Here is a 23,103-nt window from a genome sequence, read left to right as displayed (position 1 = left end):
TGCCCGCGGCAAGCGAGTGTATTTTTGAACAAGCAACCCATAATAATATGAGATATAAAAAAATGGCTCTCACATTAGTGAGGGCCATTCTTATTCACTGGGTTTTGTCCCAGCCTCTTTTTATTTTGGAAGAAGCAGGGCAACGCCACCAGAAAGAATAACAATTAATATTGATTCTCTTCTTCTGGTTTCCCCTGCAGATACCGTTTATCTTTCATGAACAGACGCCAGAAAATATAAAAGGCAGGGATAAGGATCGCGAGGCCTCCGCCATATCCGTACAGGAGCCACCTGAACATAACAGGATCTGTGAAAGCATCCTGAATGGTTAAATCCGGATAAAGGATATACGGCATATGGGAATATCCGTAAGCGAAGCTGGCCAGCCCGAATTGTAAGACGATCAGGAGTACGCCTGCCCTCGGGCGGCCGGGCGCTGCGCTTTTAGAGGGCCACCATAGCGAGCTGTAGCCAATCACTGCGGCAATCAGTGATAAAGCAAATAAGTACCAGACATCGACCATTGATTCAACCATCCAGGGAGCCTCCGGGATCAATGTCAGCAGCGCAGTGACTGCAAAAAGTAATGTGACCGGTCCCAGGAAAACGGCATTTTTCCTATATATGGCATAAGCCTTTTCTTCACCGGCTTCCCGGGCATAGTCACTTAAAAGAAGCGCGGATAAAAAAAGCTCTGTTGCAAGTCCGAAGCCGACGTGAGTGTAAACAGCCGGGCTGGCAAGGGTTTCGTTAAATAAGATGTACTGCTGTTCCCCCCCGCCTATGAACCCCCCGATAGAAACAGGGAGAACGGCAATCATTAAAGCAGGAATTAACAGGCCTGTAATACCTGAAATGTAGACAAGAGCTTTCGTATATTTTTTCACAGTGAATGAAAAAACCATAAAGGCGCTGCGGATCGTGAGCAGGATCAGCACCAGGCTGAAAGGGAGGATCATTAGTGTGCCCATGTAAAACGCTGCTCCTGGGAAGAAGCCGACAAGTGCGATTACGAGAAGGACAAGAAACACATTGGTCACTTCCCATGACGGTGATAAATAGCGGTTGGCAAGGACTGTCGCGCTCGTTTCTCTGTCAGAGTAGTACATTGCCCAAAATCCGGCCCCGAAGTCAATGGACCCGGCGATGGCGTAGACAAATAGAAACACCCAAATAATTAATATGGCAATATAAGGTTCAGTCATAATCGTCAGAATGCCTCCCCGTTAGATACTGTCAGCTCGCGCTGCAAAGGATTTCTTGAGAAAAAGTATTTTAAAACTAAGCTTGTCAAGACGAGCAGGACAATATATAAGGTGATAAAGAGGATGAAAAGGATCCCTATATTTCCTGATTGGGTGGCGGCATTGCTTGTTAACTGAATTCCGTATATGGTCCATGGCTGCCTGGCTACACAACTGAAAATCCACCCAAATTCGATTCCAAGCATCGACAGAGGACCGGTTGCTATTAAAAGGATAAGCAGCCATGCCGGGAAACCGCGCTTTCTGAAAAAGATGGACCATAGAAGGGCGAATCCTGCTATGCCAATCAGCGAAAATCCGATGCCTACCATGAGGTTAAAAAGCGTATGGACAAAAAGAGGCGGCCATTCATCCTGGGGAAAGTCATTTAAGCCTTGGACTACCCCGTCAGTCGACCCGGTTGCGAGCCAGCTGAGCATGCCTGGAATTTCAATTCCGCCGACGACGGCTTCCTGTTCGGGATCGGGTATGCCCATAATGGCGAGCGGCGCGCTTGCTTGCGTTTCAAACAGACCTTCGGCGGCTGCCAGTTTTAAGGGCATTTCGTTATGAAGCATTTTTGCGGTATCGTGTCCGTTTGCAGCTGTGTAAATACTGGCTAAGAGAGCGACTGCGAGGGCCAGCATTAACCCTTTTTTATGGTAAGTCCGTTCGGCATCGGAGCTGGCTTTTCTAAGCAGTCTGTATGCTGCAATTGAGACGAGGACGAAGGCGCCTGTCATGTAAGCTGTTGCGAGCACATGTTTCGAAGTCACGGGCATACTGGCGTTCAGAACAGCGGCCCACGGGTCGACATCAGTCACTCTTCCATCAGTCAGCTGAAAGCCGGCCGGTGTGTTCATCCAGGAATGGGCGATGTTAATTAAAACGGCAGAGGAAGACGCTCCGAATGCCACGACCGCTACGCTTATAATTCTCATCACGCTTGATAACCGGTCGGCTGCATAGACGTAAATAGACATAAACACAGCTTCGAGGAAGAAAGCGAAGATTTCAATCTGAAAGGGCACGGCAATTACTTTCCCTACGATTTCCATAAATCCCGGCCATAGCAAAGACAGCATAACCCCGACTATCGTGCCTGACGGGATTGCCACTCCTAATAAAATGGCAAACCCTTTCGTCCAGCGTTTAGCCATAACCCCGTAATCCCTGTCTTTTCTTATCCAGTGCATGAGTTCCGCGAAAAAGATCATCAGCGTAACACCTACACCCAAGGTTGCGAAAATAATATGAAAAGCCATTGAAGTTCCGAATAACATACGTGATAACAATACTGAATCCATACACACCTCTCCGTTCCCAGTCAGTCTCTTATGTTAGATTGCTTAGTTCATTGGATAATATTCATTTATTTTCCAATGTTGGGGAAGAAAGGGGGCGGGAGGCTGCTGTTTGTCAATTTGGAGTGGTGGAACAGTCAGTAAACAGTGATTCCGCTTTCAATAAATTGAAAATTAGAACTTCTAAATATTCACTTGAAGTAATAAATATTCATGATAAGATACTCTTTGTATAAAAATTCATTTTATTAATTGTTCATACAATACAGAGTAAAGGGGAATGACAATGAAATTAAAGAGTGTCGTATTAAGTATAGGAATAGCAGTACTGGGATTGACAGCCTGTGGGGGGAATGATGATTCAAATACACTCGTTATGGGAACATCTGCGGATTATCCTCCATTTGAATATATAGAGACTGGGGAAAGCGAAGAGATTATTGGCTTTGATATTGACCTGGCCAACGCTATTACTGAAGAGCTTGGATATGATTTGGAAGTCGTCGATATGGATTTCAGCAGTCTGATTCCGGCTTTGGATGCGGAACGTGTTGATTTTGTGCAAGCAGGTATGCGACCGACGGCTGAACGGAGAGAAAATGCGGATTTCTCGGAGATCTATTTTTACGGGGCGCATATGATTGTCACGTCGGCTGACAGTGGAATCGAGACGATTGAAGATCTGGAAGGGAAAACCCTTGGTGTTCAGCTGGGATCTATTCAGGAAGGACAGGCAGATGAGATTGCTGAAGAAGTGCCTGATGTGACCGTTGAATCCCGTGACAGAATTCCTGAATTGATTCAGGAGATTAATACAGGACGATTTGATGCAGCCATTGTTGCTGATACGGTGGCAGAAAACTATATGGAAAATGAAGAGAATTTAACAGGATTTACTCTCCCAAATGAAGCAGAAGAAGATGGTAATGCCATTGCTTTTCAAAAAGGGAGCGACCTGGTGGAAGAGTTTAACGAAGTGATCCAGGAAATGAAAGACAATGGAGAGCTGGATGAATTAATTATGAAATGGTTCGATGGTGAACAGCCTCAGTAAACAGGGGCGGAAGAAAGGATGACAGTCAGTCATGGGTTTGGATTTTTCACAAATCGCCCCTTCATTCCCTTATATTTTAAAGGGGATATGGGTGACACTTCAAATTGTAGCGGTATCAGCTGTAGTCGGTTTTTTTATCGGAGTAATCCTCAGTTTATTTAAAATCGGAAAGTTTAACGTTCTCCGCTGGTTTGCAGATGCTTATACATCAGTTTTCAGAGGAACGCCCCTTGTGTTGCAGCTTATGCTTATATACTATGGGCTGCCGCAGGTAATTGGCTTTGAAATACCAGCGTACCTCGCTGCAATAGCCGCATTTGGTTTAAACTCCGGTGCCTATGTTTCGGAAATCATCCGGGCAGGGATCGAGGCAATTGACAAAGGGCAAAAGGAAGCGGCGCTTGCCCTTGGTATTCCATACAGTGAGATGATGAAAGATATTATTCTGCCGCAGGCAATGAAAAATATTTTGCCGGCGCTGATGAATGAATTTATTACGCTGACAAAAGAATCAGCTATTGTAACAACGATCGGAGCGCTGGATATTATGCGGAGGGCTTATATCGTCGGCGGACAGACTTTCTCCTTTTTCGAACCGCTCCTATTTGCAGGCCTGATTTACTACTTGCTGGTTATGGGGCTTACCCTGCTTGGTAAAGCATTGGAAAGGAAGTTGAAGCAGAGTGATTAAGATAGAAAATGTCAGTAAATTTTTCGGAGAGACAGAGGTTCTCACCGGCATTTCCACTGAAATCTCCAACGGTGAAGTTGTCACTATTGTTGGGCCGTCCGGTTCAGGGAAATCCACTCTTTTACGGTGCATAAACAAGCTTGAAGAAGCGTCAAAAGGACGTATATGGATTGAAGACCAGGAAGTCACGGACCCTTCGGTTAATATTATGAAAATCAGGGAAGAAATCGGGATGGTCTTTCAGCATTTTCAGCTTTTTCCTCATATGACTGTGCTTGAAAATATTATGTATGCTCCTCTTAAAGTTCGCGGCAAGGATAAAGAAGAGGCTGAGACTCTGGCTCGCTCATTATTAAAAAAAGTCGGCCTTGAAGATAAGGAAACGGCTTATCCAAAACGGCTGTCAGGCGGCCAAAAGCAGAGAGTAGCTATTGCCAGGGCACTGGCTATGGAACCAAAAATGATGCTTTTTGATGAGCCGACTTCTGCTCTTGATCCTGAAATGGTGAAAGAGGTATTGGCAGTCATGAAAGATTTGGCGCAATCGGGGATGACCATGATCATTGTCACTCATGAAATGGGATTTGCCAGGGAAGTCGCAGACAGGATTTTATTTCTCGACGAAGGGAAACTGGTTGAAGATGCGCCTCCGGAACGTTTTTTTACATCGCCTGAGTCAGAGAGAGCAAAAGATTTTCTTGAAAAGATTTTATAGAGATAATAGGATTGCCCAGAAAAAGTTATATTTCTGGGCAATCCTTTTTTTAGCACGGACCGGGCACCAGATTTTTGCCGGCTTGGCTGCGGCGGATGCAGGAAAGAGGAGTTATGGCTTCAATTCGCCGTCAGTACGAGGTTCTGGCAGTTGAGCGTCAGGCAGTGATAAAATGTAGTCACACGTCACGGAAACTGGAGAGTGGGGAAGATGGTTTATTTGGCAGCTGTTACATGTCTGTTTTGGCTTCTCGTTCTTATTGACGCCTTCACCGGAATGAGGAAGATGCCCAAACTGGAAAACATTCAGGAAAATGATCAATTACTCAGGGAAGGCCCTTTAGTATCAGTCATTGTCGCCGCTAAAGATGAAGAAAGCCATATAGGAGAGAGTCTGCGGTCCCAGTTTAAACAGACGTACCCGCACCTTGAATGGCTTGTCGTCAATGACCGGTCTGAAGACAGAACGGGAGATATTATTGAGGAACTGGGAAAAGAAGATGCGAGGATGACTCCTATTCACATAGAGAAGCTGGAAGAAGGCTGGCTCGGCAAAAACCACGCCCTTTATAAAGGATACCTCGAGGCAAAAGGGGAGTATCTTCTGTTTACTGATGCAGATGTCATTTACAAACCGGAGGCTCTTGCAAAAGCAATGTCTTATGCGGTGGAACATGAGGTCGATCATTTAACTTTAGCGCCGGATATGAACGTGAAAAAATATTGGGCGAGCGCTTTTGTTTCCTTTTTTATGTTTGGCTTTTCGTATTTCAAACGGCCGTGGAAAACAAATGATGATAAAAGCAAGCATGCTCTGGGGATTGGAGCCTTTAACTTATTGAAACGGGAGGCATACGAGGATATTGGCACTCACCAGAAGATACGGATGCGGCCGGATGATGATTTAATGCTCGGCGTCCACATTAAACAGAGCGGGAAGAAACAGCGTGTCGGCTTTGCCTTATCCCATCTGGAAGTGGAATGGTACTCATCCCTTCGGGCAGCGATCAGCGGTTTGGAGAAAAATACGTTTGCAGGCTTATATTACAGCTATCTGATGGTACTCGTATCGTTGTCAGGCATCTTTATTTCACAGCTCTTTCCGTTTATTGCCCTGTTTGTGACTGAAGGGATGACGCTGTGGCTTTATGCGGGCGCTGTCATACTCATGTTTCTCGTTTATTTGCAGACGTCCTTCAGGCGGGTCCGCGAATCAGTAAAACATTTTGCTGTTTTTCCAGTGACCACCGTTCTGTTTATGTATACGATTATCAGGGCTGTTACCCTGACAACCGTCAGGGGCGGCATCACATGGCGGGGAACCTTTTATCCATTGGAAACACTTAAAAATAAAAAGTAAGTGAAAGACCCTGACAGCAAGGCTGTCAGGGTCTTGGAGTTTAGCAGGTTAACGAGTGAGGGCGCACAATCGGGGTGACGCGTTAACGTGCGAGGGGACAGACCCCCAGCGGGGTGACGCGTTAATGCGCAAAGGGATATATCAAGATTCAGGAATGTTTTTTTGGTAAAAGGGAATATTGATTTAAAGCTCAATTTTCATATATTTTAATCAGGCGGTGACTCCGATGGGAGAAAAACTAAAAAAAGAAATGCATACGATTGACGGGATGGAAATTTATTGTGAACATGATTTTAACGGCCGGCCACCTATTCTGCTGCTGCACGGTTTCTTATCATCAACTTACACTTTCCACCGGGTAATACCTATTCTTCAACGGAACTTTTCGGTGCTTGCCATAGACCTTCCTGGTTTTGGAAAAAGCGAGAAGTGCCAGTCTTTTATTTATTCCTACTATAATTACGGGCGTTTCGTAAAATCCTGTGCTGATTATTTTAAATTAGACAAGCTTTCGATTGCCGGGCACTCTATGGGCGGACAGATTGCTTTAAATGCTGTGAGGGTTATGCCTGAACGCATAGAAGCAGTGGTCCTGCTCGGAAGTTCAGGGTATTTACAAAAGTCCAGGAGGTTGTGGATTTACAGCTCTTACCTACCTTTCTTTGACAGGTTGATTTCTGCTTATATTCATAAAAGGGGCGTGTTAAACGGTTTAAAAAATGTGCTCCATGACCCGTCTATTATCACGGACGAGCATGTCGAAGAGTTCGGAAGACCCTTGGCAGAGAAGGAGTTTTATAAAGTATTATGCAGACTGCTGAGGTACCGTGAAGGGGATTTAACTTCGAAACAGCTAAAAGATATTAAAGTGAAAGCGCTCTTGCTCTGGGGGAAAGAAGATAGAGTGGTTCCCGTCCATATTGGCAACAAATTAGCAGAAGATTTACCACATGCCGAGATGATCACATTTAACCAAACAGGGCACCTGCTGACAGAAGAACGTCCGAAAGAAGTGTGTGAGGCGATTATTTCACATTGTTGTCCGACGTAATATGAACGGGCTATCTTATCGTTCGTGTGCACGTTAAAGGAGCTGCCTTAAGTTTAGATCCAGGGCAGCTCCTTTAGTATTTATATTGTTTATATAATAACATTCTTTAGTGGTTTAACGCGCGAGGGGACAGACCCCCAGCGGGGTGACGCGTTAATGCGAAAGGGGACAGACCCTACACGGCTGCCCCCTGTGATTGGTTATGGTTCCAATAAGACTTTCATTGATTGATTTTTTGATTTGTTAGATGAGACGTCCAAGGCTTCCTGGTACTTATCGAGCGGGAAGCGGTGGGTAATTAATGGCGTAAGGTCCAGCTTTTTTTGAGCCATAAGGTCCACGGCGATCTGCAGTGTTTTTATATGCTTGCCCTCATACTCTTCTGTTCCGTATGCAAAGCTTCCATTGATTTTTAATTCATTCAGCCAGATCATTGTCATATCGAGGTTTTCGACAACACTGGCCAGTCCAAGCAAGGCGAGTGTGCCTCCTTTTTTAGTAAAACGGATCGCATCATGGAGGCTGTGTTTGTTCCCGACACACTCAAACACAATATCTGCTCCGCCATTTACAATAGGCTGCCCGAATACAGGATTAAGCACCTGGGCGTTAAACGACTTGGCGAGCTCCGAAACATAGTCTTTTTTACGTGAATGTAAAACGACTTCATCGGCTCCGAAAGAAGAGGCTAACTCTTTTTGAAACTGGTATTTGGCGAGCACCGTTATTTTGCACGGAATATCCAGGGCGCGGATCGCTGCCACCGCGCAGATACCAATCACACCTGCACCTATAATAAAAACATGATCCGAAGGTTTCGGCCTGTTCTGCATAACCGTATGTAAGGCACAGCTGAACGGTTCAACGAGTATGGCATTATCATCGCTCACATTGTCAGGGAGAGGGACAATCTGGCTTTTATGAGCCACAACATACTGGCTCCAGCTTCCTCCTGTATCCTTGCATGTTCCGGTTAAAAGCCCAGGAGAAATTGAACCTTTATTCATGTGTTCGCATAAGTTATAATTCCCTTTTTCACACTCTGAACATTTAGGGGAAATCCCTCTGACTTCACATGCTAAAATCGGGTCAATGACGACCCGATCTCCTTCTGCCAGTTCTGTCGCTTTATCACCGGTTTTGGAAATTATACCTGTGATTTCATGGCCCAGTGTAAACGGAAACGAAATAAACGGCGAAGTGGCCGGGCTGTCTTTTAGCGAAATTAAATTAAGGTCACTCCCGCATATTCCTCCATATGTTACTTTCACTTCCACCCAGTCGTCATCCGGGAGACGGGGCTGTTCCACGTCTTTCATCTGAAGGCATGATAATGACCCGTGGGTGTAAAAGGAAGGTTTCAGTTTACCGGCTGCTTTAGTAAAGGCGTATTTAGGAAGATTAAGTTCAAACTGTACTGCTTTCATGTCTAACCACCTGTTTTTCTTAATAGTATGTCTATGAAAGCTTTTTTTATTTCATAGGAACTTGCGGAATGATTTTTCCTTCAATTCTTTCAAAAATATCTTCAAGGCTTCGCCCAGTGATGGTCAGGCCGTGATTTTTCAAACCAATGACTGCCCTCGAAGGATCGGGTGACTGATTCACTAATTCAGCAACTGATTCGGCCAGTTCAACGGTGCCGCACGGATAATTGACCTCAGTCGCTTCAATGCCGTCCATCCACGCATGAATATGAACGATTGCGCCGACTGTTGGATGTGCCCGGTAGATCTTCCAGTGCTCAATCGCGTCAACCGACGCCCGTTTAGGCTCTATACCTGGTGGAATGCTTACTTTCATTGCTTTTTTCTCAGTATCATAGCCGTTAATATAAAGAAAGTCTTTGCCGACTTCGGTCATCCTGGATTTGTCAATACCGCTGGCGCTCATCCAAAAGCTGCCTTCATCTTTACGGGCGCTTAAGTTTCCGTAGCTCAGTCCGCCGATTCCATATAGCTTTTTTATGTGGCGGATGTCCCGTTCCGGCAGGACCTCTTTTAACGGAAAAGGGGTAGGGAGCAAGTCCATATCGTCTAACTTTTTTCCTGCAATGCTTAGCGATTTAGTGACTTCGTCGCCGTTCCAGAGAGACTCAGGAAGATCTTCGGAGAAATCGTTATCGATCACGAGCTGTGAAGAAGCGAGCGGCTCCAGGCGATCATAGATTTCCCTGAACACGTCTTCATCTGTTTTGTTTGAATTCACTGTAATGCTGTACTTCCCTTGTTCAGGGGTTAAAAAATACAGTTTCGTGTCTTCCTCTTCGTGGCAGACATAAATCAGGTGGTTTGACAGACTTCTGATTAAATATCTGTAAGCCTCTTGCCGGACTTCTTCCGGTCGGCCGTGCGACTCAACGATGGACACAACAAATGTCCCTTGGGCTTTCCGCCGGTAGGGGCGGGGGGATTCCTTGTCTAAAAAGTTGAATGCGAGTTTTATATCGTCTTTTGGCTCGGAGTAATACTCATACCCTTGTTCTGAAAATGTTCTGCGGAGACCTTCGAACATCCATTCAGCAAAGGGTTCTTTAGGTTCTCCTTTACATGTAAAAGTACTCATTTTGGATCCCTCCAGTTATGTATAGTCTAGTAAGATTGCAGAATAATCTAAACACTATTAATGATACAGGAAGTCAAATTAAGTAACAACTTGTGGAAAGGTTAGAAAATAAATAATTTAATGTATTAATATTCTAGAAGAGTGTGGTGGAAAATAGAACATACTTATCTATATTATGGATACCCTCAAAAGTCTCTTATAAACGTTCATGTTATCTAGAGAAGAGCATGGGATCGAGGATGTATATGGAAGTCTATGGGATTAAAAAAGCCCCCCTTATTTGCAGATAATTAATAAGAGGGGGGACAGCTAGGAAATTAAATTTTTGGCCAGAGCTTCGGTTTCTTTCACGTTATCACCGATTTGCTGGTTTTGTTTATTCAGGTTTTCAACAGAGGCGCTCACTTCTTCAAGGCTGGCTGATGCCTGTTCAATAATTGCAGCTAATTCACTTGTGGAGGCTTCCACTTCAGTCGTATGGTCTTTAACAGCTTCCGCCTGTTTTTCAAAACTGCTGAATCTTTCATGAAGATTTTTCATATAGCCGGTCAGCTGGGAAAAAGAATCATTGACCTGATCAGTGCTGTTTAAGTTTTCTTCTGCCAGTTTGCTGTTTTCATTCATTTTTTCCAGAGCCGATTTATTTGTATTGTTTACTTCACGGAGGTTGTTCGTAATTTTTTCTGCCGTCTGGTTGGTCATCTCGGCTAATTTACGAATTTCATCCGCTACTACCGCAAATCCGCGCCCGGCGTCACCTGCCCTGGCAGCTTCTATCGAGGCATTTAAAGCGAGCAAATTCGTTTGTTCACTCACACTGATAATATCCTGTGAGAAAGTATTTGTCTCGTTAATTTTATCTGTCAGAGCGAGGAAAGTTTCGCTTAAATCATTGGCATGCTCCTTAAATTCTTTCATGGTTTCTGAAAGGCTTTGAGAGAGATTGTTGCCGGACAGAGAGATTTCCGATGCTTTTTCAAAGTCTTTTATTAAAGTATGTGTGTGGTCCAGCATATCTTTCATCTGATTAAGAGTGTCGTGGGAACGCTCGGAAATCCCTGAAATTCTTTCACTTTGCACGGTGCTTCCAGTAGCTACTTCGGAAATAGCCGTAGAAATTTCCTGCTGGGAATAAATGTTTTCCTGGACGCGCTGGCTTACTTCTGTGAACCGGGCACTCATATCAGTAACGTTCGTTTGAAGCGTCTGCCTTTGATTATCTTTCAGTTCGGACTCTTTTTCATTTTCCTGGAGCATCTGCTCAATTTGGTTCGTCTGCTGGGTGTTAAGATAGATGAGTACATTAGAAAGAAGCCCTGTCAGTAAATAAAGAACAGCCGTGGCAGCAAAATTTTCCTGCAAAATTCCGGAGTCCACTGTGGAAAAATAAGTGTTTAAATATATCCCTGCCCCCCCTGAAATGAAGCCGATCCAGAAGACATTCCGGTACATATGTACAGTTGACAGTATTAATAAGAAAAAGAAGATAAGAGTCGTTTCCATCCCTCCGCCAAAAAGGTAGATAGAGCTTAAGCAGAATGAATAAGCAGTAATAATCAGGAAATAAGGGAATAACGACTCGTTTTTAAAAAAGAATTTTAACGTGAAGAAAAAACCGATTAAAACAATTAGCTGAGTCCCATATAAAATGGCATGAAAAGGGTTCGATAAAGCTAAGCTTAAAAGGAGTGCCAGAAATATTGAAATAGAGAAGGCCACCAAAGTTAACACATTTTTCTTTTTTAAATCCTTTAATTTTAGATCCTGTATTGCATTCATATTTCATCCCCCTGAATTAGTAATAGGAAAACCGGCTGAGTTGATTAGTAGGAAAAGTTTTCTAAACTTTATAATAATTGAATTTGAAGGAAATGTAAAGAAAATAATAGGTATAAAGACTTAGGATATTCCTTTATATTTAGGTATAAATACCTCTCGCATCATGAGTAAATAAGACCTACAAAAGAGTGCGCAGCGCCGTGGTAACACTTCAGCGCGTTGGGGGTCAGACCCCCCAGGAGTTTCCAATTTTATATAAAATTTAAATTCTTCATGTAATCCATACAATCAGTTAAATGCCTCTTAACATTAGGCTGCTAATATCAATAAGTGAAAGAGAGAATTAGGGAGGCGGGAGACCGATGAATGTAAAAGCGATGTTTATTGATATGGATGGCACTCTGTTAACTGCATCAAACAAGATAACCAGAAGAAATGCCAAAGCGATTTCTGCTCTAATGGAACGCAATATTAACGTTTTTCTTGCTACTGGCCGTCAATTTGAAATTACCCAGCCTTATCATAGGATTCTGGGGTTAAATACACCTATGGTCTGCTTAAATGGCGCCTCCGTTCATGACGGAGTAACCGGGGATGCCGTACAGACCAAACCAGTTAAACTTGACAGGGAGCGCCTTCATCATTTAACTGGAGATGACCCATGTAATGTCCTTGTCCATGCCCCGGATGGACTTTATTGTAAAAGGGTCAATGCTGAGATTGAAGAATGGACGAGAGAAGGCCGCGTACCGCCGCGTTATGTCGGTGACTTAAGTAAAGCAGGCTATAAAGATGCCCTCAAATACAGTATTCGAACGGGAGGGCCCGGATCTTCCGTCTCAATGCTTTTTGAAGACGAAGCAGATGTGATTGATTGGGATGACGGTTTTGAAATCGTGGCGCGGGGAGTTTCCAAGTGGTCAGCCATTCAGTCAGTTTTAGAGAAATACGGAATAGCTCCTGAAGAAACAGTCACGATTGGTGATGGCCCAAATGATATCCAAATGCTGAGTCATGCAGGAATAGGTGTAGCCATGGGAAATGCCGCCCCGGCAGTTAAAGCATCTGCAGACCTCGTCACCGGTCATCACGAACAGGAAGGGCTGGCAGATTTTATAGAGAACTACTTAGTAAATTCTTATGCTCTATAAAAAATATTACAAATGGAAAATCAACCGAACTAGCCATAACATATTCAGCCTTATACAAAAAACCTTCCGACACAGCTTCAAAGCTGAGATGGAAGGTTTTTACGTTCATAAGCGAGTTTAAACTTTTCTCAGGTGCTTTTATTTCTGACAATCAGCGCTCCCTTTCTTAAAAAGTAAAACGCAACAAGGAACGTAACCGCCGCCCCGTAAAACAGAAAGGTGGGAGAGAAGAGATCCATTAACAACCCTAAAAGCCCAGGGGCAATAATAGAGGAAGCCATTGAAAATAAATAATATAGCCCTGTGAAAAAGCCAATCTTCTTTTTTCCCCCGAGGTCGGCTACTAAAGGATAGGCCTGCACGTTGACAAAAGCCCAGGCAATTCCTCCGGTAAACAGCACCCCTTGCAGAACGTACACCTCGTTCAGGTTCGGAAAGAAGGCCTGAAGTTCTGGGAGGGAAGGGACAGCAATAAATATTAACGGCAAGAGAATCAGACCAGTCAGCATGATAGGCGCTTTACCGATTTTGCTTCCCAGCAAGCCGGCAGGAACGGCGAATATAACAAATGCCAGACTGAAAAAGCCAAGAGTAAAACCAGCACTGCTTTCATCCATATTAAGGTATTCCACCGCATATACTGTAAATTGGGCTTCAATCCCTGAATAACCGATAAAATACAGGAAAATTGCAATCAGAATGAACAGCTGCCCGCGAAACTCCGGCTTTTTAAGCCACTTTATCCCTTTAAAAAAAGTCGACGGCGGCTGAGTTTCTGAAAATTCCTCGTGAGACGTATCGGCATACGGCGGGTTTCTGTCGACAGTAAAATAAAGAATCAGAAAAGCTAACAGGAGAAGAAGACCGGCGATAATAAAAGGGTAGGCACGGTCAATTCCGTAAACGGCAGACAGCCCAAACAGAGCGGCCAGTGCACCTATTCCTCCCATCAGATTGATTACTCCGTTTGCTGTTGACCGTTTTTCTGAAGGTGTATGATCGGGCATAAGGGCAATTACCGGCGCCCTGTAAACTGTCATAGCAAGCAGAAAAATAATATCTATTACAAGAAGCACCCATAAAGTCACGGCAGCCCCATAAGGAATGAGAATAAAAAAGACAGCTGCGACCGGCATTCCAGCCACTATGAACGGAAGACGGTTTCCTATTCGTGTATCTATCCTGTCAGACCATGCCCCTATAACGGGGATCAGAATGACAGCCAGGAGGTTATCAAGCCCCATAATAGCTCCCCGGATAGCCCTGCTTTCGATATAGTCACCCAGAATGAGGGGCATATACGCATTATAAAAGGTCCATACGAGCATCAGAGCAAAGAACCCGCTCCCGATAGCAGCTATTTTTACATAAGAGAAGTCCTTCTGTTTGTTCATTTACACTCCCCCAATGGAGCTCAGTTTAGTTTCCGATACTGTTGCGTGCATGCACTGCTTTTTCAGGCCAATCAGTGATTATTCCCGCGCAGCCCCCTTTAATCAGGTTCTGCATCGTTCCCTCTTCATTTACTGTAAAAGGCCTGACAGGCATGTTTGCGTTGCGGGCGCCCTCAAGAAGTTCAGGCACTGCCGCAGGAAAAAAACAGTGAAGTCCATTTGCCTTTATGTTTCCTGCATAATTCCATGGTTCATAAAGGCCTTCCATAAATAAAACAGCCGTTTCAATATCAGGATCCTGCCTGCGGACCTCAACTAAACTGTAGTGGTTAAAAGAGGAGATAATTGTTCTGTCTTCTAAACCATATGCGTAAATAAGGCCTAATACAATCTTTTCAATCCCCGGATAGCGGACGATGCCGTTTTTAAGTTCCACGTTTAAAATTAAGGGCGTTCCTGCTGCCCATTCAAACAATTGTTCAAGAGTGGGGATAGGGACTCCGGCAAAATTAGGTGAAAACCAGGAGCCGGCATCGAGCCGTTTAATTTCTTCGTATGTAAGATCTTTAATCCACCCTTGGCCGTTCGTTGTCCGGTTAACGGTTTCATCGTGGATCACCACGGGCACAAGGTCTTTTGTTAACTGGACATCACATTCCAATCCCTCAGCCCCCGCTTCCAGTCCCGCTTCAAAAGCAGGCATCGTATTTTCAGGATGCGTGCCCGCAGAGCCGCGGTGGGCAAAAATCATTGTCTGATCGTTTCTATTCATGAATAAACCTCCTCCTGTAAATGGTGTTATTTACTAATACGAGCTGCCTTTCACATTTCCCTTTAAAAAATTGAAAAGAGAAGGGCAAGCTGATCGTTTGTTTATTAAACTGAGCGATACGATGCCCGATACAGTCAGTTATAAATATGGCAAGGCAGCTAAGAAAAAAAGGAAAGCATATCGCTGGGCGATACGCACTGAATCTCGCTAAGCGATATGCATACTATTGGGGAACCTCATAGTCTCGTCGCAGTAAAAGATTCTTTAAGAAGGATATATATCGCCAGGCGATATCACGTAGACATTGCTTAAATATAGGCTCAGCGTATTGCTTTTTATGTGCTTCATAGTGTATCGCTTGTGTAGCGGTAACAGAAGAAAAGCATATTGCCATGCTGTTCCCTCATTATCAGAGGCCGCCTTCATAAATATTAGCGTATCGCCTGGAGATATCGCTTGGAATTTTTCACGTATGTTCTCTTATTTTCTCCGATTAGATTAGGCTGAACAGAATGACCATAAGCAGTGCAGAAATTGAACCGAGTAAAGCTCCAATAATACAGTCAGACGGATAATGAAGCCCCAGATACATTCTGGATAAGGCGATACAAGCCGCCAGCGGAAGAAGAATAAGCGAGAGCATAGGAGCATGAAAGGAAAACGTAACTGCCAATGAAAAGGCCGCTGTGGAGTGCCCTGATGGAAATGAATAGTCCTTTAAAGGCGCAGAAATCAAGTTACACCCGGTAATTGAATTATATGGCCTTTCCCTGCAGTATTTTTTCTTTAAAAAGTGCGCGATCACATGGCTTACGGTAAGTGAAGCAAGGGCAGTAAGAGCAGCGTGGCTGTTGGAAAAGTTTGATATAAAAAGCAATAAGGCCAAAATAGATAAAGTAAAAGATGCCCCGCCTAAATGTGTCAGCTTTGGAAGAGTTAAATCGAGAACCTTGCACCTTAGCTGTCCATTTACATACTGAAACATGTTTCTATCGTATTCAGTGATCCTTTCTGTCAAGCGATGCGCCATGTTTATCCCTCCTGTAAATAAAAGGCTGATTTAATTGTAACGAATGAATGTAAATAGAATGTTAGTTTTATGTTTATTTTTTAGTTGAAAACTTTAAAGTGGCTCAACATGCATTTCATAATTATTTGGTAAATTAAACAGAGAAATAGAGGTGAAACTACGCGGGGAGGTAATTTTCATGAAGATAGCTATTTTTTCCGACACCTATGCGCCTGAAGTGAATGGGGTAGCCAGAACACTGCAAAAGCTAAGTGGTTATTTAAAGGAGAAACACATTGCCCACAAAATTTATGTACCTGAAAACCGGGGGCAGACAATTGAGTATTCGGGGGTTGAACGGTTAACCAGCTTTCCGTTTCTTCTTTACCCGGAGTGCAGGATGGCTTTGCCGAATTTTTCATCATTAAATCAGTCGCTTAATGATTTTTCCCCGGATCTTATTCATATCGCCACTCCTTTCAATGTCGGTCTCTATGGCCATTACTTCGGAAAAAAGCACCGGATTCCAATGGTGGCTTCCTATCACACCCATTTTGATGATTACCTCGACTACTACCATCTTTCCTTGTTAAAAAACTGGTTTTGGCGGTATATGGAATGGTTCCACCGTCCGTTTGAAAAAGTGTATGTCCCCTCTGTCAGTACAAGAGATAAACTGTATATGAAAAATATCCACTCCAATATTGGTATTTGGGGAAGAGGGGTTAACCACCAGTTTTTCTCTCCGGCCAATCGGTCAGCTGAAATGAAAAAGAGATATGGGATTAAGGAGAAGTTTATTTTACTGTATGTTGGAAGAGTGTCGGTGGAAAAGGATGTGCAGACAGTCCTTAATACGTTTAAATCACTTCCACCGTCTTTGTATGATGATACTCATCTAATCGTAGCAGGAGACGGTCCGCTATTGAGCCAGCTGCAGGCTGCAGAGCCTGAAAAAACAACTTTTACAGGATTTTTAAAAGGAGAAAGGCTGGCGGAGGTGTATGCTTCCAGCGACGTTTTTATTTTTCCTTCGTCTACTGAGACATTCGGAAACGTGGTTCTGGAAGCTTTATCGTCAGGATTGCCTGTGATAGGAGCTGATAAGGGGGCCGTTCCCCATTTAATTGACCATGGAAGTACAGGTTTTTTATGTCCTCCAAAACATACACAGTCATTTGTTAAGCATACGGAAACATTATTATGGAATGAGGAGTATAGAAAACAAATGAGCGATAGAGCACGAAAATTTGCACTGACTCAGTCCTGGGATGATATTTTTTCAGGTCTGATTGGGGGATATGAGGAAGTCCTTAAGAAGAATAAGGTGTTAACCTCCGCATAAGCGTCCGCCAGAAGGACTGAAATCATACCATTTCTCAAAAAGAACAGCCGAAATAAATTCAAAATTATGTTCGGCTGTTCTTTATAATTACTATTCTTTTGTCCTGGCCATCTTTTAAATAAAGGCTGTTTTGTTTAAGCTGCTTTCGTAAAACGCTTATCCTGCTTACGGTGTGTAAAGATTTTTCTGATGAACCAGCCGATGATTACAAGCGTCAGAGCAAATCCAATAACCATTGAAATGCCGTAATCCATATTTAGCCCTTCTGGCGCGTAGAAAATATACGTGCATACGACCGCTGTCATAAACATCGCAGGTATACTGCATATCCAGTGGAATTTATTATTTTTCAACAGATAGACAGCACCTGTCCAAAGCATGACAGTGGCGACAAGCTGGTTAGTCCAGCCGACATAGCGCCATAAAAAGGTGTAATCAATGGTGGAAAGGAAGAAAGCAGGCACAGTGACAATGAGTGTGCCAATAAGAATCATCGCTTTTCCTTTAGCTGGCTTAAAGCCTTTTTTCAGAAGAGTGGTTACCATCATCCGTGACGATCGGAGAGCCGTATCTCCTGTAGTGATCGGCAGGATAATAACCCCTAAAATAGCCAGGATGCCTCCTAAGGTGCCTAGCAGACTTGTTGAAATTTCATTTACCACACCGGCAGGTCCGCCAGCCGCCTGGGCTTCGGCCAATGCGCCCGTTCCTCCGAAAAATGTCATAGCGGCAGCTGCCCAGATTAATGTAATAATACCTTCGGCGACCATTGCGCCATAGAATACTTTTCTTCCGTCAGATTGTTTCTTTAAGGTTCTGGCAATAATCGGGCTTTGCGTGGAATGGAAACCGGAAATCGCTCCGCATGAAATGGTAACCATTAGTAACGGCCAGACAGGCAGTTCCCCAGGGTGCATATTGGAAAAAGTTAAATTAGGAATCTGATGACTGCTTACAAGTAAAGCTATACCTACGGATACTGCCATAAATATGAGAATAGCACCGAAAACAGGATAAATTCTCCCGATAATTTTATTAACAGGGAGAAGGGCCGCCAGCAGGAAATACCCGAAAATAATAATAACTGCAGTTAGAAAACCGATTGGGGTAATTTCAGCAATCAGCTGGGCCGGACCGGCTGTGAAAGCTGCTGCAACGAGAATCATCAGCAGAATTGAAACGATATTGATTCCTGTTTGCATGGTTTTCCCTAAATACCTGTCTACAAGTGAGGGGTATTGTTCCCCGTTATGCCTTAGAGAAAGCATACCTGAAAAATAGTCATGAACCGCCCCGGCAAAAATACAGCCGATAACGATCCATATGAAAGCGACAGGTCCATAAAGAGCACCCATAATGGCTCCGAAAATAGGACCGAGTCCTGCTATATTTAACAGCTGGATTAAGCTTCCTTTCCACCAGCTCATCGGAACATAATCCATTCCGTCTGATTTTGAGTAAGCCGGCGTCGGCTTATCATCATCAATTCCAAAAATCCGTTCAACGACCTTCGAATAAACGATATATCCGACGATCAGCAGCGCTACTGCTATAAAAAAAGTAATCACTCAAACTCACCTCTAAATTGCTATATTATTGGACGATAGAAAATAGTTTAACTATTTAAAGGGCAAAAGACAACAGGTATTTTCAGAATTCATTAATTAATCAGATTTGTTCACATTATTAAATACTTACATGGCAGGCAGTGTAACGCTTGCATGAGTATCGCAATAAAATATTTCCCGGGAAAATGTGAAATTTCACGTAGGGGTCTGACCCCTATGTGAATTTATGAAAAAAGGAGGAAAAGGGCGCGTGGGCACCATTTTCCTCCTGTGGTTCAGCGGCTATTCGCTGTATCTGTATTTATTTCTTCAAGCAGACGGTTTGAGGAAATCCCCAATTCGTCGATTGACGAAATCGCAGCGTCTGTCTGTTCCTGCTGGAGCTCCGTTAAAGATTGGACTTCCTGAGCACTGCTTGATATTTCTTCAACAAAACTGGAAACGTCATCCATTGCGCCCGCTACTTCCTGAAAGCTTGCGGTCACTTTTTCAAACTGATCTGCAATAGCAGTAACTGCCACAGAGACTGCGTTTGACTGGGTATTAATTTCGCTGAAAGAGTTGCTTCCTTTCTCCATCACGCTATCCTGTTTCTGAAGACGGCTATGGTTTTCCTGCGTGGTGGTCACCGTTTTTACTAAATCCTTTTTCCCGGCGGCAATTACTTCACTGATTTGTTTAGAAGCAGCTGATGTTTCAGAGGATAATTTTCTTACTTCCTCGGCAACGACAGTAAAGCCTCTCCCGTGCTCTCCTGCCCGGGCTGCTTCAATAGACGCGTTCAGTGCCAGTAAATTGGTCTGTTCAGATATATTTGAAATTATACCAGTGAATGTTTCAATTTTCTCAAAACTGGCGGACAAATCTTCTATAGAACGGGATGTTTCCTGGCTGGCGTCAAGAATTTCTGACAGTTGCTTTCTAGCCTGGTCAAATAATTGGTAGCTGCCCCGTGCAGTTGAAGATGACGCAGATGCTTGTTCTTTTGTTTCCTCCAGCTGGCTGAAAGCCTGAGTAAGGTGCTGGAGATTGTCGCTGTTTAATTGTGTCACTTGGCCAAGATCCTCTGCCTGCCTGGCCGTACCGGCAGATACCTCGGCCATAGAGGAGGCAATATGAGAAACTGACTGACCGGATTCTTTTAAAGTTTGTGCAAGTAATTGTGAGGTAGTGTACACTTGTCCCGCTGCAGAGCGGGAGCTTTCAAGTGTTTTCTCCAAAAAGGCGGACTGGTCATTTAAATGCTGCTGGCTTTCTAGAATTTTTCCTACCATTTCACGCCCTCTGTAAGTAATAAAGATACCGGTAATCCAAGTCATAAAGTAAAGAATAAAGATGACCGACGTTTCGAAAACAGAGCTGTAAACAATTTTGCCGGTGAAAAACGACAGAGCCATTAATCCGAGGCCCGCGCTTCCGCCCAGAAGAACCGTACCGGGCTGCAAATAAAGCATGGATAATAAAAGGTAAAGAAACACAACGAGCCAGATATTATCAGAGGGTAGAGCGTAAATAACGAGTGCACAGACCATATAAGAGATTGCCACAATCACATATTTAGTGTTTGGTTTTTCACCATATGTCCGGTGCATATAGTAAAGAATGAAGGAAAGAGTGATTCCCCCTCCAATAAATACCAGTAATTCTGTTAAACTCATAAATCCGGAAAAATAAAAGATAGTGACGATTGGATAGGAAGAGGTCATCAATCCGATTATAAGCCATGTGAGAATTTTAGTTCCTGACTGCTCGTAAGCCCTCATATTAGTCATGTTTGTCATAGTTAAGTCCTTTCTGTATTTAATTGTTATGTTTAGGTGAAGAGGCAAATTCGGGCCTTTAGGCAGGCGTTTTATTAACTAATTCACCAATTTAATACAAATTATACCTGTTAATATAAATATAATAGACTACATTTACCGAAAAGTAAAAAGATATGTAGGTAAAAAGATATATAAGGATAAATTCACAAAGGGGTCTGACCCCTATGTGAATTTATCACATGCAAGAGGTAGGACAGCCGGGAGAAATATGTTATAATGCTCGGGTACATGGATGATGATGTACAATTGAATACCGGATGCCGTCCGGAAGAGGTTCTAGCTCAACCCTCTATAAAAAACTAAGGAACTGACTTTTTTGCCATATCCTTAGGAGGGGTATGGCTTTTTCTTTTATATGTTTGAGCAGAAACCTTAATTTCAGGATTAAGGAGACGTGAACGATGAAAAATGAAAAAGCAATTGTTGTATTCAGCGGAGGACAGGATAGTACGACGTGTCTGTTCTGGGCTCTCGATAATTTTAAAGAAGTAGAGACCGTGACGTTCAATTATAATCAGAGACATAGTACGGAGATAGAAGTAGCCGAGGGGATTGCGAAGGAACTTGGAGTGAAACACAGGGTTCTTGATATGGGGCTGCTTAACCAGCTTGCTCCCAATGCTCTGACTAGAGATGATATTTCCATTGAAGAGAAGGAAGGCGAGCTCCCGTCCACGTTTGTAGAAGGACGGAACTTATTGTTTTTAACGTTCGCAGCGATCGCAGGAAAGCAATCAGGGGCCGACCACATCGTGACCGGCGTATGTGAAACGGATTTCAGCGGTTATCCGGACTGCCGTGATGTGTTTATTAAATCCCTGAATGTGACCCTGAATCTCTCGATGGATCATTCATTTGTGATTCACACGCCGCTCATGTGGCTTGATAAAGCTGACACGTGGAAACTGGCCGATGACCTCGGAGCATTTGAGTTCGTCAGAAATAAAACGTTAACGTGTTATAACGGGATTCTTTCTGACGGATGCGGGGAGTGCCCTGCTTGTCTGCTGCGGAAGAAAGGCCTTGAGGAATACCTTGAGAGAAAGGAGGCCAACTGACATGTACGGGTTTAGAATAGTTGATAAACTTGAAAAAATAGATGAAGACATTCAAAAAGAAGAGCTGAAATACCATACGAAACGCGTCATGGTAAGTAAGGAATTCACTTTTGACGCGGCTCACCACCTCCATTGCTATGAAGGGAAATGCAAGAACCTGCACGGGCACACTTACAAAGTAATCTTTGGCATCAGCGGCTATGTGAACGCCACCGGTTTAATGATCGATTTCGGGGACATTAAAGAGATTTGGAAAAATGACATAGAAATCCACCTGGATCACCGTTATCTGAATGAAACCTTGCCGAACATGAATACTACTGCTGAGAATATGGTCGTCTGGATTTATGAAAAAATGGCAGAAGCTATCAAGGCAAATGACGAGTTGAGCAGAGAGCAGGGGGCCCGGGTGGAGTTTGTCCGCCTGTTTGAAACGCCGACCAGTTATGCAGAAGCGAGACGGGAGTGGATGGAAAGTGAGTAAACTTCCTGTGCTTGAAATTTTCGGTCCGACGATTCAAGGAGAGGGGATGGTAGTCGGTCAGAAAACGATGTTTGTCCGTACTGCCGGCTGTGATTATTCCTGTTCCTGGTGCGACTCCGCCTTCACATGGGACGGGAGCGCAAAAGATGAGATTGTACAAATGACGCCGGAAGAGGTTTGGGAAAGATTGAACGGCCTGGCTCCCGGCAACTTTTCACATGTGACTGTTTCAGGCGGCAACCCGGCTCTTTTGAAAAATTTAGACGGGCTTCTTGATCTTTTTGAAGAAAATAGCGTCGCAGCGGCACTGGAAACACAAGGGAGTGTTTGGCAGGACTGGTTTCTCCGTATCAAGGACCTGACGATTTCCCCGAAACCGCCAAGTTCGCTCATGAAAACAAATTTTGAGGTGCTGGACGAAATCATCACCCGGCTTATTGATGCAGGCAGACTCGCGAATATGAGTTTGAAGGTGGTTATATTTGATGATAAGGATTTTAATTACGCAAAAGATGTGCATTTAAGATATCCCGCTGTTCCTTTCTATTTGCAAGTGGGCAACGAAGATACAGCCACCGAAAATAATGAAAACCTGACAAAGAAGCTTCTTGATAAGTATGAGTGGCTGACAGATAAAACAGCCGCTGATAAAGACTTAAACAACGTGAGAGTCCTCCCGCAGCTGCACACCCTTCTCTGGGGAAATAAAAGAGGCGTTTAGGAAAAAACTGGGGGTC

20 protein-coding genes and 1 riboswitch are annotated in these 23,103 nt (G+C 43.8%); of the genes, 10 read left to right on the top strand and 10 right to left on the bottom strand.

Annotated elements, in window-relative coordinates; genetic code table 11:
* Window positions 1–164 precede the first annotated feature (164 nt).
* Entirely contained in the window at window positions 165–1,205 is a 1,041-nt protein-coding gene (locus tag K8O68_RS00900) for a cytochrome d ubiquinol oxidase subunit II (protein WP_230895064.1), read from the bottom strand.
* Between the two features lie 5 nt (window positions 1,206–1,210).
* The gene (locus tag K8O68_RS00895; RefSeq protein WP_230895063.1) at window positions 1,211–2,551 is read right to left on the bottom strand and encodes a cytochrome ubiquinol oxidase subunit I; all 1,341 of its coding nucleotides are present in this window, start codon (window positions 2,549–2,551) and stop codon (window positions 1,211–1,213) included.
* Between the two features lie 283 nt (window positions 2,552–2,834).
* Between K8O68_RS00895 and K8O68_RS00890 the strand changes: the two genes are divergently transcribed.
* From K8O68_RS00890 to K8O68_RS00870, 5 genes are all read left to right on the top strand, one after another.
* Window positions 2,835–3,602: a transporter substrate-binding domain-containing protein gene (locus tag K8O68_RS00890; RefSeq protein ID WP_230895062.1), complete on the top strand. Its 768-nt coding sequence runs from the start codon at window positions 2,835–2,837 to the stop codon at window positions 3,600–3,602.
* A gap of 31 nt (window positions 3,603–3,633) precedes the next feature.
* Window positions 3,634–4,293 carry an amino acid ABC transporter permease gene (locus K8O68_RS00885; protein ID WP_230895061.1) on the top strand — a complete coding sequence of 220 codons (660 nt, stop codon included), beginning with the start codon at window positions 3,634–3,636 and terminating at the stop codon, window positions 4,291–4,293.
* Window positions 4,286–5,008 (top strand): amino acid ABC transporter ATP-binding protein, encoded by a 723-nt coding sequence (locus K8O68_RS00880; RefSeq protein WP_230895060.1) that lies wholly within the window; start codon window positions 4,286–4,288, stop codon window positions 5,006–5,008. The genes K8O68_RS00885 and K8O68_RS00880 overlap by 8 nt, the downstream gene beginning before the upstream one ends.
* Before the next feature lie 210 nt (window positions 5,009–5,218).
* Window positions 5,219–6,367 carry a glycosyltransferase family 2 protein gene (locus K8O68_RS00875; RefSeq protein WP_230895059.1) on the top strand — a complete coding sequence of 383 codons (1,149 nt, stop codon included), beginning with the start codon at window positions 5,219–5,221 and terminating at the stop codon, window positions 6,365–6,367.
* 226 nt (window positions 6,368–6,593) lie between these two features.
* A complete protein-coding gene (locus K8O68_RS00870) occupies window positions 6,594–7,418 on the top strand; it encodes an alpha/beta fold hydrolase (protein WP_230895058.1) in 825 nt (274 codons plus the stop codon).
* 200 nt (window positions 7,419–7,618) lie between these two features.
* On the opposite strand, the gene K8O68_RS00865 is transcribed toward K8O68_RS00870, so the two are convergent.
* The 3 genes from K8O68_RS00865 to K8O68_RS00855 all read right to left on the bottom strand — a co-directional run bounded on the left by K8O68_RS00865 (window position 7,619) and on the right by K8O68_RS00855 (window position 11,762).
* A complete protein-coding gene (locus tag K8O68_RS00865; RefSeq protein WP_230895057.1) occupies window positions 7,619–8,845 on the bottom strand; it encodes a zinc-dependent alcohol dehydrogenase in 1,227 nt (408 codons plus the stop codon).
* A 46-nt stretch (window positions 8,846–8,891) separates the two neighbouring features.
* Entirely contained in the window at window positions 8,892–9,983 is a 1,092-nt protein-coding gene (locus tag K8O68_RS00860) for a class II aldolase/adducin family protein (RefSeq protein ID WP_230895056.1), read from the bottom strand.
* A 309-nt stretch (window positions 9,984–10,292) separates the two neighbouring features.
* Window positions 10,293–11,762, bottom strand: a complete 1,470-nt coding sequence (locus K8O68_RS00855; protein WP_230895055.1) for a methyl-accepting chemotaxis protein — start codon at window positions 11,760–11,762, stop codon at window positions 10,293–10,295.
* 362 nt (window positions 11,763–12,124) lie between these two features.
* On the opposite strand from K8O68_RS00855, the gene K8O68_RS00850 reads away from it, so the two are divergent.
* Entirely contained in the window at window positions 12,125–12,913 is a 789-nt protein-coding gene (locus K8O68_RS00850; RefSeq protein WP_230895054.1) for an HAD family hydrolase, read from the top strand.
* 128 nt (window positions 12,914–13,041) lie between these two features.
* Here the strand turns inward: K8O68_RS00850 and K8O68_RS00845 are convergent, their stop codons facing one another.
* From K8O68_RS00845 to K8O68_RS00835, 3 genes are all read right to left on the bottom strand, one after another.
* Window positions 13,042–14,307 (bottom strand): MFS transporter, encoded by a 1,266-nt coding sequence (locus K8O68_RS00845; protein WP_230895053.1) that lies wholly within the window; start codon window positions 14,305–14,307, stop codon window positions 13,042–13,044.
* Between the two features lie 25 nt (window positions 14,308–14,332).
* A complete protein-coding gene (locus tag K8O68_RS00840; protein WP_230895052.1) occupies window positions 14,333–15,079 on the bottom strand; it encodes a glycerophosphodiester phosphodiesterase in 747 nt (248 codons plus the stop codon).
* Window positions 15,080–15,572: 493 nt separating this feature from the next.
* Window positions 15,573–16,109, bottom strand: a complete 537-nt coding sequence (locus K8O68_RS00835; protein ID WP_230895051.1) for a phosphatase PAP2 family protein — start codon at window positions 16,107–16,109, stop codon at window positions 15,573–15,575.
* A gap of 178 nt (window positions 16,110–16,287) precedes the next feature.
* On the opposite strand from K8O68_RS00835, the gene K8O68_RS00830 reads away from it, so the two are divergent.
* A complete protein-coding gene (locus K8O68_RS00830; protein WP_230895050.1) occupies window positions 16,288–17,433 on the top strand; it encodes a glycosyltransferase family 4 protein in 1,146 nt (381 codons plus the stop codon).
* 134 nt (window positions 17,434–17,567) lie between these two features.
* On the opposite strand, the gene K8O68_RS00825 is transcribed toward K8O68_RS00830, so the two are convergent.
* The gene (locus K8O68_RS00825) at window positions 17,568–19,001 is read right to left on the bottom strand and encodes a carbon starvation CstA family protein (RefSeq protein WP_230895049.1); all 1,434 of its coding nucleotides are present in this window, start codon (window positions 18,999–19,001) and stop codon (window positions 17,568–17,570) included.
* 275 nt (window positions 19,002–19,276) lie between these two features.
* The gene (locus tag K8O68_RS00820; protein WP_230895048.1) at window positions 19,277–20,782 is read right to left on the bottom strand and encodes a methyl-accepting chemotaxis protein; all 1,506 of its coding nucleotides are present in this window, start codon (window positions 20,780–20,782) and stop codon (window positions 19,277–19,279) included.
* A 306-nt stretch (window positions 20,783–21,088) separates the two neighbouring features.
* Window positions 21,089–21,133: riboswitch (PreQ1 riboswitch) on the top strand.
* A gap of 92 nt (window positions 21,134–21,225) precedes the next feature.
* On the opposite strand from K8O68_RS00820, the gene queC reads away from it, so the two are divergent.
* Genes queC through queE form a run of 3 tightly spaced genes read left to right on the top strand, consistent with a single transcriptional unit; the run spans window position 21,226 to window position 23,087 of the window.
* A complete protein-coding gene (gene queC / locus K8O68_RS00815; RefSeq protein ID WP_230895047.1) occupies window positions 21,226–21,882 on the top strand; it encodes a 7-cyano-7-deazaguanine synthase QueC in 657 nt (218 codons plus the stop codon).
* Window position 21,883: 1 nt separating this feature from the next.
* Window positions 21,884–22,366 carry a 6-carboxytetrahydropterin synthase QueD gene (gene queD, locus K8O68_RS00810; RefSeq protein ID WP_230895046.1) on the top strand — a complete coding sequence of 161 codons (483 nt, stop codon included), beginning with the start codon at window positions 21,884–21,886 and terminating at the stop codon, window positions 22,364–22,366.
* A complete protein-coding gene (queE, locus tag K8O68_RS00805) occupies window positions 22,359–23,087 on the top strand; it encodes a 7-carboxy-7-deazaguanine synthase QueE (protein WP_230895045.1) in 729 nt (242 codons plus the stop codon). The genes queD and queE overlap by 8 nt, the downstream gene beginning before the upstream one ends.
* The last annotated feature ends 16 nt before the right edge of the window (window positions 23,088–23,103 follow it).

Origin of the sequence: Salipaludibacillus sp. CUR1, assembly GCF_021028955.1 — a bacterium.
Classification (GTDB): Bacteria; Bacillota; Bacilli; order Bacillales; family Salisediminibacteriaceae; genus Salipaludibacillus.
The sequence above is the reverse complement of the archived record's forward strand: the minus strand, read 5'-3'. Positions and strand labels throughout refer to the sequence as shown.

Coding starts and splice junctions, on each gene's coding strand:
- K8O68_RS00900 (WP_230895064.1), bottom strand. CDS start 1,205: ATGACTGAACCTTATATTGCCATATTAATTATTTGGGTGTTTCTATTT.
- K8O68_RS00895 (WP_230895063.1), bottom strand. CDS start 2,551: ATGGATTCAGTATTGTTATCACGTATGTTATTCGGAACTTCAATGGCT.
- K8O68_RS00890 (WP_230895062.1), top strand. CDS start 2,835: ATGAAATTAAAGAGTGTCGTATTAAGTATAGGAATAGCAGTACTGGGA.
- K8O68_RS00885 (WP_230895061.1), top strand. CDS start 3,634: ATGGGTTTGGATTTTTCACAAATCGCCCCTTCATTCCCTTATATTTTA.
- K8O68_RS00875 (WP_230895059.1), top strand. CDS start 5,219: ATGGTTTATTTGGCAGCTGTTACATGTCTGTTTTGGCTTCTCGTTCTT.
- K8O68_RS00870 (WP_230895058.1), top strand. CDS start 6,594: ATGGGAGAAAAACTAAAAAAAGAAATGCATACGATTGACGGGATGGAA.
- K8O68_RS00865 (WP_230895057.1), bottom strand. CDS start 8,845: ATGAAAGCAGTACAGTTTGAACTTAATCTTCCTAAATACGCCTTTACT.
- K8O68_RS00860 (WP_230895056.1), bottom strand. CDS start 9,983: ATGAGTACTTTTACATGTAAAGGAGAACCTAAAGAACCCTTTGCTGAA.
- K8O68_RS00855 (WP_230895055.1), bottom strand. CDS start 11,762: ATGAATGCAATACAGGATCTAAAATTAAAGGATTTAAAAAAGAAAAAT.
- K8O68_RS00850 (WP_230895054.1), top strand. CDS start 12,125: ATGAATGTAAAAGCGATGTTTATTGATATGGATGGCACTCTGTTAACT.
- K8O68_RS00845 (WP_230895053.1), bottom strand. CDS start 14,307: ATGAACAAACAGAAGGACTTCTCTTATGTAAAAATAGCTGCTATCGGG.
- K8O68_RS00840 (WP_230895052.1), bottom strand. CDS start 15,079: ATGAATAGAAACGATCAGACAATGATTTTTGCCCACCGCGGCTCTGCG.
- K8O68_RS00835 (WP_230895051.1), bottom strand. CDS start 16,109: ATGGCGCATCGCTTGACAGAAAGGATCACTGAATACGATAGAAACATG.
- K8O68_RS00830 (WP_230895050.1), top strand. CDS start 16,288: ATGAAGATAGCTATTTTTTCCGACACCTATGCGCCTGAAGTGAATGGG.
- K8O68_RS00820 (WP_230895048.1), bottom strand. CDS start 20,782: ATGACAAACATGACTAATATGAGGGCTTACGAGCAGTCAGGAACTAAA.
- queC (WP_230895047.1), top strand. CDS start 21,226: ATGAAAAATGAAAAAGCAATTGTTGTATTCAGCGGAGGACAGGATAGT.
- queD (WP_230895046.1), top strand. CDS start 21,884: ATGTACGGGTTTAGAATAGTTGATAAACTTGAAAAAATAGATGAAGAC.